The sequence below is a fragment of the Chamaesiphon sp. VAR_69_metabat_338 genome (genome assembly GCF_031423935.1).
GTDB lineage: Bacteria > Cyanobacteriota > Cyanobacteriia > Cyanobacteriales > Chamaesiphonaceae > Chamaesiphon.
In genome coordinates this window covers 1-9,863 of record NZ_JANPGM010000196.1, presented here as the reverse complement: position 1 = coordinate 9,863, position 9,863 = coordinate 1, and the positions used below count along the sequence as shown (strand labels likewise).

Below are 9,863 nucleotides of genomic sequence, written 5' to 3'. Positions count from 1 at the left end.
CGATCTCAGCGGCACTGGGGATGATAGTAGGATCGCTGGGGGAGGTTGGTTATTTATTTTATAGTTGGAGAGCGGGATTAATCGATCGTTAATTAGTAACAGAGCACATCAATATCGGACGCCAAGCTTTATGAGAATTATTACTGACTTTGATGGGCCGATTATGGATTTATCCGATCGCTACTATCATGTCTATCAGTTTTGTTTAGCTAAAGTCAAACAACCGAATCAGCCGCTACAGATTTTAACTAAAGTTGAATTTTGGATGTATAAACGGGCGCAAGTTTCCGAACGCAAAATCGGCATCGAGTCAGGATTGACAGCCATTCAAGCTGAAGAGTTCAAAGAATTACGAGATCGTCATGCCCATCAACTCCAATATCTCTCACTCGATCGAGTCGTGCCAGAATCGATCGCGGCATTAGCCAGAATTCAAGCATCTGGCAGCGAATTATTCGTGATGACGTTGCGACGCACCTGCGAACTAGAACCAGCATTACACCAATCCAATCTCGATCGTTTTTTTCCACCAAACAGTCGTTATTGTCTGCCCGACGATTATGTCAAACATGGCGATGTCGAAGCTAAAACCAAATTAATGGCAACAGCTCTAACCGAATTGCCACCAGATCCAAATACCTGGATGGTAGGGGATACCGAAGCAGATATTGTTGCTGCTAAAACTCATGGTATTAAGGTCATCGGCGTACTCTCTGGTATCCGCGATCGCGATCGACTAGCGCAATATCAGCCAGATAAAATCGTTGCTAATTTAGCCGCAGCGGTAGCATTTATTCTCGATCGCCAGTAGGATCGTCAAACAAACCCGACTTTTCAAAAAAGCGGCTCCCGCTCGTCGGGTTTCCCGACGGTTTAGGGAGACAAGACAGTCGGGTTTGTCGCAGCACTAGTTTTAAGATCTCGATCGCTTTAACGATTTACATTGTGCAACCAATCACTTAATCCAGCAGGTGCTTTGACTTGGCTGAGAATGGCGCGGAGCGCGTCACCTTCGAGGACTTCGCGATCGAGTAATACCTTGGTGGTAGATTCTACTAGCTCGCGATTGTGCTCTAGAATCGCCCCTGACATGTTGTTAGCGCGATCGATAGTTTCTTTCAAGAGTCGATCGATTTCGATCGCCACATCGCCACTGACGGCGCGCCGCGCATTAGTATCGCTGTCTAGGAATTGTGACTGGTTGCTAGCAAAAGCGATCGGCCCTAATGTATCACTCATCCCATAGAGAGTAATGGCTTTTTCGGCGAGATTGGTCGCTTTTTGGATATCGTCGCTGGCACCTGTAGATACTTTACCGAAGACTAATGATTCGGCGGCGCGTCCGCCTAATAGGGTGGCAATTTGACCGCGAATTTCGTCTTCCATCATCAAGAAGCGATCTTCATCCGGCATCTGGAGCGTATAACCCAGCGCGCCGACACCACGGGGGACGATCGAAATTTTCTCAACTTTACCCCGACCTGGCATCAAAGCACCGACGAGCGCGTGTCCGACTTCATGATAAGCCACAGTTTGCCGCTCGATCGGATTTAAGACGCGCGATCGTTTTTCCAGTCCGACTAAGACGCGCTCGAAGGCTAGCTCGAAGTCTGCCATTAATACCGCCTGCCGATTATTGCGTGCCGCCATTAGTGCTGCTTCATTAACTAAGTTCGCCAAATCCGCACCTGTCAAGCCAGCCGTGCGGGTGGCTAATAATTCCAGATCGACATCCTCGCCCAATTTCACCCGGTTAGCATGGACGGTCAAAATCTCCACCCGACCCGATCGATCTGGTCTGTCCACCACCACTTGGCGATCGAATCGACCCGGACGCCGTAAAGCCGGATCGAGGACTTCAGGGCGATTGGTGGCGGCAATCAGCATCACCCCCGCATTGCCATCGAAGCCATCCATCTCAGTAAGCAACTGATTGAGCGTTTGTTCGCGCTCGTCGTTACCACCGTTGGGATTCATACCATTGCCGCGCGATTTACCGATCGCATCTAGCTCGTCGATGAAAATAATACAAGGAGCCTGACGCTTGGCTTTTTCAAATAAATCTCGAACTCGCGAGGCACCCACACCGACATACAACTCGACAAATTCTGAACCGGACATGCTCAAGAAGGGGACGCCAGCTTCGCCAGCTACCGCTTTTGCGAGTAAGGTTTTGCCCGTACCAGGAGGGCCGACTAATAATACACCTTTAGGAATTTTGGCTCCGAGGCGCGTGTATTTATCGCTATTTTTGAGGAAATCGACAACCTCTTGGAGTTCTTGTTTTGCTTCATCGACACCAGCAACATCGGCAAATTTAACGCCAGTTTTTCCTTGAGCATAAGAGCGTGCTTTACTTTTACCAACACCCATGACGCCACCCCCGCCACCTTCAGTATATTTAAGCAACAAAGCTCCCGCTCCGATGGCAACTAATGGTGGTAGCGCGACAGCTAGTAATGTTCCCAACCAGGAATCGGTAGGTGGATTTTGAACGGTATATTCTACGCCGTTTGCCTTCAATAAGTCCGGCAAGCTTTCGGCTAGCAAATCGGGAATAGCATAGTAATTTTCTTCACCATTGTCGCTGACAACTGTATACTCAATCCGATTAGAACCAATTGTGACCTGCTTGACTAGGTTAGTTTTAACTGCTGTTATAAAATCACCGTAAGTCTTTTGGGAGATAGTTGCCATCGTTTTGAGTTGGTAAAGTTGATGGAGATTAATCTGAGGTAAAGGTAATCGTTAATCGCTGTACTTGGCCGAAATTCGATTTAACTTTTGCCTATGTTTCAAGATTAAGCGATCGCTCTAACCAACATAAGTCGTGGTGCTACTCTAATTCTGACGGTAAACCACACTTCTGGTACCGATAGCATGGTAAAGATTGCGAATCGATAAGTCGATCTACTGCGAACATTCGATTCCCAGATGGCTATTTGGTGACTGAGGTCGATCGATAGCGGTTAGACTGACAATCTGTTTGGGTATACTCAATTAGCAGAATCAAACTAATTTCGATACTGCCGATCGAATGGTAATCTTACGGTGAAAGATGATGGATATAACGGATCGAATCTTATTAACAGAACTCTGTGAAAAACTCGCAGGTGGATCTTGGGATGCCGCAGAAATTGCCACTGCAGCCAAAGATCTCGAATTAGCGATCGACCATCCAGACGCTTATATTAACCAAAATCCCAATGCTGCCTGGATTGCTAGCGCATTCGATCCTGAGGAAGCAAAATTAGAATACCAGCGGTTGGTCAAAGAGTGGGCGATCCTCGGTATTTTCCTATCTGTAGGTGTTTATGGCGATAAGGCAGATGAAATCGTCGATGCAGTTATCGATCTATTCGAGGATTTAGAATTGGACTTGCCGCCATTACCAGCATCAACACATGGCTATGAATGGTACGAACCATTTCTCAATGCTGCCATTGCCGAAATCCAGCCCGAACAAGGTGGTTTTAAACTCATTTATCTCGGTCAATCGTTTGATGACAATCTTTATCTAGCCGCTGTCTATCGCCCGGATCTAGACAGAATTATAGAAATTAGCGATCGCTTTGAGTTCAAAATATCTAGATCTTGTTGGGATAATTCGATTTGGGCTAATCTGAACTTACCAACAGCAGCAAATTAATGGCGATTATTAACTTCTGGTCATGCTGCGCTCTCTAATCAACTGAAGTATTAGTTATAAATAGCGGCAGATCTGGATTTTGGGAAGACATTCTAGCTTATATCGCTTACGGTGACGGAAGACTATGATGACTCTGATTCATCAAAAATAGAATCTATATCTCTTCGTCCGTGCAGAACTCGGACAACTTCAACTGTTGTCTCTAGTATCTGATAAAAAATGACAAAATCTCCCGCAGGGTAACTTCTCAACCCTACTAACAATTCATCGCGCGATTCTCCAACGGAGACGCTACGCGAACGACCAGAGCTAGGAAACTGCACCAGCACTCGAAATTTAGATTCAATATTTGCTAAAGTACTATCGACAACAGACAATCCACTATATTCAGCTAACCCACGCCAAATATCTCGCAAATCTTGTTTGGCGATCTGGGCAAAAAGAATTTGAACGCTCATTTCGCCGATCCGAGATTCGATCGACCTTGCGTTTTAATCTCATCAAATAACTCGGAGAGATGATCTTGAGTATATGTTGTAGATTGTCCTCGATTGAGTTGTTCGATGCCGATGCTCAGATCCTGACGCAGTTCGGCTATTTTAAAAGATTGTAGTTCGGCTTCCATCGCTGCAATACGATTACCTCCGGTAGGCTCCGCCAACGATTAGCGATTGGAATGCGCCAGCTTCTTGGACTACTACCGCAGCTTTACCATTGACTGTCAGCACTAGAGGTAGCTGAGTAGCTTGAAGTTGTTCGACGTAAGCGTTGGCATTCCGCTTGAAGTCGGTGAGCGAGTGAATGTTGCGAAGATCGATTACCTTCGGTAGGCTTCGCCAACGAAGACATCAAATTAAGCTTTGAATTCAACATCTCAATCGTAACAAACATTCCGAGCTTCATGAAAAATTGACCGATCGGTCGAGATTAATCGATCGCGACTCAGAATATCTGCTAGCAACAATCTTAACGATCGGGAGAACGTAATGTAAAGTAAAAACTACTACCTGTATCGATATTACTCTCTACACCGATCGTCCCGAAATGGTTTTGGACGATCCATTTGCAGGTGGCTAGCCCGATGCCTGCGCCCTCATAGTCCTTACCATGCAAGCGAAATAAAATATCGAAAATGTCTTGTTGATGTTGAGCGGGAATGCCAACACCGTTGTCTTTTACCCAGATCTTCCATTCTCTCTCGCTGAGCTGAATTGCCTGAATGTCAATAATTAGCGATCGACCGGACGATCGATATTTGATGGCATTGCCAAGAAGATTTTCAAAGAGCTGAACTAATTGGGTTTCAATTCCCATCACAGTTGGTAGCTTGCCGATCTTTAAGGTGGCTGAAGTTGCGGCAATTGCCTCGCCGAATGTCTCGCTCGCGATCGTTACGACATCCTTGAGATCGACCGCTTCCAGGGTATTTTTGGCACCGAGCCGCCCATACGCCAACAGTTTCTCCACAAAGTAAATCGCCCGTTGTGAGGTGCTGTCTAACTTCTGCAATAAGTCTCGACCACCATCATCTAATACGTCTTCGTAATCATCAATTAGATAACCAGCCAGCCGATTCATATTCTGGAGCGGCGACTTGAGATCGTGCGCCACCATATTCGCAAAGCGACCGAGCGCATCGTTGGACTTTTGCAGCTCGCGGACAGCGGCGTCGGCTTTTTGTTGGGCGAGCACGAGCGCGTTTTCTAGCTCGTGCCGCTTGTGCGCGCGAATGATGATGACATCATATAATGTCACCGAACCATCCAGTTGCGGAGCTTCTGTCCGCTCGCGATCGCGCCAGTAAAAGTTACCCAATACTGGAATGCGTTCGCCCGATCGCGTGAGCAGTTTGAAGTGACACTCTTCTAAGTCTGCGCTGAATTTGAGTTGGGGAAAGATAAACGATTGCAGAAAAATCTGTCCGGCTTTGGGGAGCAGCGATTGAATTAATTGCCCTTCAATGATTTGTTTGGGCGCACCGATCCAGTTAGCTAACGTACTATTAATGCGTTCGATGGTACCTGTGTCGGAGAAGCGAATGTAACCACAGGGCGCAAATTCTAAAATATCGCTCATATCTGCTTTCAGAGAGCATTTGCCGTACTGGCACTAATGTAACTGCGAATGAATGCTGCTGTCTCGACTGGGTGGCTCAGATGCGGGCAATGTCCGGTCGCTGTTAACTTAATGTAACTCGATTTGGGGATGTGCTGGTGCAGATATTCTCCCACTGGCTCGGGTACGAGCGCATCTTCACTACACTGCATGACTAAACAAGGTGTGACGATCTCTGGTAATAATGAGCGGCAATCTGTATAGAAAGTCGCCTTGGCAAATACTTTAGCCGTGATGGGATCTGTCGAACAAAAGCTACTTTCGAGTTCTTGGGCTAGTTCGGGAGATTGGCTGTTGCCCATCGCCAGTGGTGCCAGAAAACTCGCCCAACCCATATAGTTGGTATCCATCAAATCGAGCAGTTCCTCGATATCCTCGCGATCGAATCCACCCAGATAATCGGGTGGATGATTGAGATAGCAGGGTGACGGTGCCACCATAATTAGCTGACTGAATCTTGCGGGCTGGCGGATCGAAGCGATCGCCCCCAACATACTACTGACCGAGTGCCCCACAAAGATGACATCCTGGAGATCGAATGCTTCGATAACCTCCAAAATGTCCTGCGCGTAATCATCTAACTTACTATATCGATCGGCATCGAAGGCAGAGAGATCCGATTGCCCGCATCCCGGCAAATCCATCAAGATTACTTTGAAATCAACTTCAAATGCCGGAGCGACATACCGCCACATCCGCTGGTCGCAGCCCAATCCGTGGACGAACATTACCACCCGATCTCCTTGTCCCAAAATACGAACATGATTACGGCGTTGAATATTGCTAGAAAGTGTCGAAGACTTGCTCATAGAATGCTGAGAATCGATGCATGGCGATCGATGACTACCGGAAATCGAAGGTGGCTATTTGTCTAATTATACCGTCTGGCTATCTGTGACATCGAGCAGATAAGTGTAAAAAATGATTGCGAACTAGCCAAAAAATCGCTCTTAGCAATGGCGGTCTCGATCGCTGGAACCGCATCTATCTTTGGGAATATTTTTAATTCGCAGATATCTACTTTAAGTGAGACGATCTTTTATCGGTCATTACCTAAGATAGGTGCAAAGCTTAGACGTAGCGGTGCCTAACCATGACCACTTTTGTTGAGAAAATAGATCGATCGAAAGATAATCCCCGCGACCCTCGAAATAGTGAGGCTGTTTTTCCCGATTTCGACCCACAGGGCAGTAATTTAGCAACGCCGATCAATAATTCTAAATTTGCGAAAGCGATCCTCAATAGCTTCTCTGCCTACCGCCAGGGTTTATCGCCGCTACGACGAGGGATCGAGGTGGGTTTAGCTCATGGGTATTGGCAGATTGGGCCATTTTTTAAGTTCGGGCCATTACGCTACACTGAATGGGGTTCATTGGCCGCACTGTTATCGGATATCGGTCTAGTAGTCATCTCTGCTGGGGCAATCGTCATCTATGCCGCTACCAATCCACCGCCACCGATCGCGACTAGTGCAGTACCCAATCCTCCCGATGCATTTGCTAGTACCAAAGGTTGGAATACTTATGCCACAGGTTTCCTCATTGGCGGGGTTGGTGGTGCTGTTGTTGCCTATCTAATCGTCGCTAATATCGATGTCTTCCAGAACTCTTTACGTCTAATTGGCTTGTAATTCTGGTGTTGCTGGATCTTAGAGCCGATTTATCGGCGTAAGCGGTCTTGCTGCTGCCTATTTTCATCCAGCAATTTTCACCCGATTTTAAATAGCCGCTAACGGTAGTCTTCCACATCTTGCTGGGCGGCTATTTTAGTATATTTGCATCTAGCCGCGTTCCACCAATGTTAGTGTCGATCGTTGCCAAAATTCAATCTAAATCTACAATCTATGCATTATTGCCAGCTGTGAGTAATGCTATTTCGATCGTCTTAAATGACCAATAACAGTGTATCAAGTTCGATCGAGCGTTGCTTTTAGCGATCGTCAAACTTCAGACCTAAAAATTATCATTACGATTTTCCAGTCTCATCAATCGTTGGTTTAACCGGCGATTATTTCTGGCATTATCTTCGGTTTGGCGTTCGTTGCGCGCCAGATCGGTATCGAGATCGATGATGTAGTTCTGGAGCGAATTGAACCCGCCTGTCATCGTCGTCAGCAGCGTCCCTTCCATACTATCCATCCGATTCTGCATCGCCATCATATTCTGCTGCATTACCGTTATGCTCTGCTGCATTACCGTCATATTCTGCTGCATCACCGTTATGCTCTGCTGCATCGTACCAACAGCTTGAATGACTTGACTGAGTTGATTCTCGATGCGTTCTAATCTTTCCTCTGACATATATTTGAGCAACTCGACAAATTCTATTGTACTATAGCTGTTAGTCTTGGTGCCCGATTGACGTCGATTGACAGCACCCAATAACAAGCGACTACAAAAGTTAGAGATCGATGTCCACCGCTGTCCGAGCGCGTCCGTCAAAATGGGTAATTCCACCCCAAAGGGCGACCGCACGATCGACTATAATCTCTGGCATAGTTGAACTTTGTAGGTTAGCAGCTACCTGAATATCTCTGCTGGTCAAATCCTCCTACCGTCATCCCTATCCGTGTCTAGCAAACAATCCCCGATCCTCAAACATTGGTTGACGACTGGCTCAGTTGCCTTTATCACAAGCTGTGGTTGTAGTTTACTATTTACTCAGAATCTGGCTCAATCGCTGCTAGTCGGGATGGCAGCGGTGCCTGGAGTGGCTGCAAGTACGATCGTCAGATCGCGCCAACGCAAACGGCAGATAAACCAGCAACTAGAACGGGGAAAATTGCGATTGCATCAGTTGCAACAACGCTCGGGCTTACTCGATCGACAGTTGCTCGTCACTGCCAAGGAACGACAAGCGATCGAGATTCGGGTCGCCCAGTTGCATACCGCAGTAGCAGATTTGAGAGGGCAAATTAATACCGATCGTCAACAACATCAGCAATTAGAACAACAACTAGCTTTAGCAACTATTTATTATCAAGAACAACAACTTAGTGCGGAAAAGTTGGATCGAAAAATTCAGGAAAAACAAGCACTTACCCTCGAAGTAGATGCCAATCTCGATCGACTTAAAGCAGAAATCGCCCGACTACAAGCAGAGAAATTAGAGCTAGTCAATACTACCAATCAAGCCAAAATATCTCTGAGAAATATCCAGAGCGAAATCGAACGCTGTGCGGCAGTTAAAGCCGAATCAGCATTAGAGATCGATCGATTGCAGCAGCCACAGGCTATAAACACTGAAAGTTTCGCTCGATCGCTCGAACAGCAGCATCTAATTCAATCGCTAGATGTGGTAATTGATGAGCGCAAGCAACTGCAAGCCGAGCTGACATTCGCAATCGATCGACTGGAGCAATCGATCGCTGATAAGTCAGCAGCCGCCAATATCAGATCTCAAAAACTAGTAGAAATCAGCTCGCAATTAACTGCGACGGAATTAGAATTGACAGCGAAACAAGCGCAGCTAGACGAGCTATCTGCTCAGGTAATAATTAAGTATAACGCCTTACAAGAGGTAAAATATGTTAATGAAGCTACCGATATCTTAACAGAGCAATTAACCCAAAGAGAATTAAAAATAGCCGATCTGGAACTGAGTAGCCGTAAGGCCGAACTCGAAAACTTAGAACTGAAAATTCAATCTAGACGGCAAGAAATCGATCGGATCGATGTCGAACAAAACCCGCAAACATTCGAGCCAAAACCACCGATCGTTTCTCGATCGATCGAGCTAACTGCCAGCGAGGGAGAGTGGCATGAAAAATTCATCGATAATCCCCATCTGAGCGTACTGCAACACATCGAAAAGCATGGCACGATTACCGAAGCCGAAGCAAGTAGTAAGCTGGGCAACGCGCGATCGGTCAGACAATTCGCCAATAAATTAGCAGAATACACTCAGGATCTACCCTTCTCAATTCGCGTCGAATCATCCCCTAAAGGTAATCGCTACCTCAAAGAAAATCAGAGTTAATAGCGTAGATTTGAGAGGATGTTTGGAAAGTCCAATTGCTACGTTTCTAGTTGGCGAATCCCCCTGTCTTGTCTCGCTTTTATGTGCAGGGGAACCCCGCCCATAGCGAGCCGCTAAATCC

Annotated in this window: 11 protein-coding genes; 4 read left to right on the top strand and 7 right to left on the bottom strand. The window is 46.5% G+C overall.

Translation table 11 applies throughout. The annotated features are described in order from the left end of the window. Window positions 1-130 precede the first annotated feature (130 nt). On the top strand, window positions 131-811 hold the full coding sequence (locus RMO84_RS05760; protein ID WP_310487519.1) for an HAD family hydrolase: 681 nt from the start codon (window positions 131-133) through the stop codon (window positions 809-811). Between the two features lie 119 nt (window positions 812-930). Here RMO84_RS05760 and ftsH read toward each other — a convergent pair whose 3' ends face one another. Then, window positions 931-2,697: an ATP-dependent zinc metalloprotease FtsH gene (gene ftsH / locus RMO84_RS05755; RefSeq protein WP_310487518.1), complete on the bottom strand. Its 1,767-nt coding sequence runs from the start codon at window positions 2,695-2,697 to the stop codon at window positions 931-933. A 361-nt stretch (window positions 2,698-3,058) separates the two neighbouring features. On the opposite strand from ftsH, the gene RMO84_RS05750 reads away from it, so the two are divergent. After that, window positions 3,059-3,649, top strand: a complete 591-nt coding sequence (locus RMO84_RS05750; protein ID WP_310487517.1) for a hypothetical protein — start codon at window positions 3,059-3,061, stop codon at window positions 3,647-3,649. 122 nt (window positions 3,650-3,771) lie between these two features. On the opposite strand, the gene RMO84_RS05745 is transcribed toward RMO84_RS05750, so the two are convergent. The 5 genes from RMO84_RS05745 to RMO84_RS05725 form a co-directional block, all read right to left on the bottom strand. Next, window positions 3,772-4,107 carry a type II toxin-antitoxin system RelE/ParE family toxin gene (locus RMO84_RS05745; RefSeq protein ID WP_310487516.1) on the bottom strand — a complete coding sequence of 112 codons (336 nt, stop codon included), beginning with the start codon at window positions 4,105-4,107 and terminating at the stop codon, window positions 3,772-3,774. Beyond that, window positions 4,104-4,274, bottom strand: a complete 171-nt coding sequence (locus RMO84_RS05740; RefSeq protein ID WP_310487515.1) for a hypothetical protein — start codon at window positions 4,272-4,274, stop codon at window positions 4,104-4,106. Before RMO84_RS05740 ends, RMO84_RS05745 begins: the two co-directional genes overlap by 4 nt. Window positions 4,275-4,287: 13 nt before the next feature. Beyond that, window positions 4,288-4,452, bottom strand: a complete 165-nt coding sequence (locus tag RMO84_RS05735; protein WP_310487520.1) for a type II toxin-antitoxin system Phd/YefM family antitoxin — start codon at window positions 4,450-4,452, stop codon at window positions 4,288-4,290. A gap of 163 nt (window positions 4,453-4,615) precedes the next feature. Continuing rightward, entirely contained in the window at window positions 4,616-5,725 is a 1,110-nt protein-coding gene (locus RMO84_RS05730; RefSeq protein ID WP_310487514.1) for an ATP-binding protein, read from the bottom strand. 8 nt (window positions 5,726-5,733) lie between these two features. After that, complete coding sequence (locus tag RMO84_RS05725; protein WP_310487513.1) at window positions 5,734-6,573, bottom strand: alpha/beta hydrolase; 840 nt, start codon at window positions 6,571-6,573, stop codon at window positions 5,734-5,736. Window positions 6,574-6,857: 284 nt separating this feature from the next. Between RMO84_RS05725 and RMO84_RS05720 the strand changes: the two genes are divergently transcribed. Beyond that, window positions 6,858-7,394 (top strand): photosystem I reaction center subunit XI, encoded by a 537-nt coding sequence (locus tag RMO84_RS05720; protein ID WP_310487512.1) that lies wholly within the window; start codon window positions 6,858-6,860, stop codon window positions 7,392-7,394. 322 nt (window positions 7,395-7,716) lie between these two features. Here RMO84_RS05720 and RMO84_RS05715 read toward each other — a convergent pair whose 3' ends face one another. Beyond that, window positions 7,717-8,220 (bottom strand): hypothetical protein, encoded by a 504-nt coding sequence (locus RMO84_RS05715; RefSeq protein ID WP_310487511.1) that lies wholly within the window; start codon window positions 8,218-8,220, stop codon window positions 7,717-7,719. Window positions 8,221-8,332: 112 nt separating this feature from the next. Here RMO84_RS05715 and RMO84_RS05710 point away from each other — a divergent pair, with 112 nt between their 5' ends. Next, complete coding sequence (locus tag RMO84_RS05710) at window positions 8,333-9,742, top strand: hypothetical protein (RefSeq protein WP_310487510.1); 1,410 nt, start codon at window positions 8,333-8,335, stop codon at window positions 9,740-9,742. Window positions 9,743-9,863: the final 121 nt, after the last annotated feature.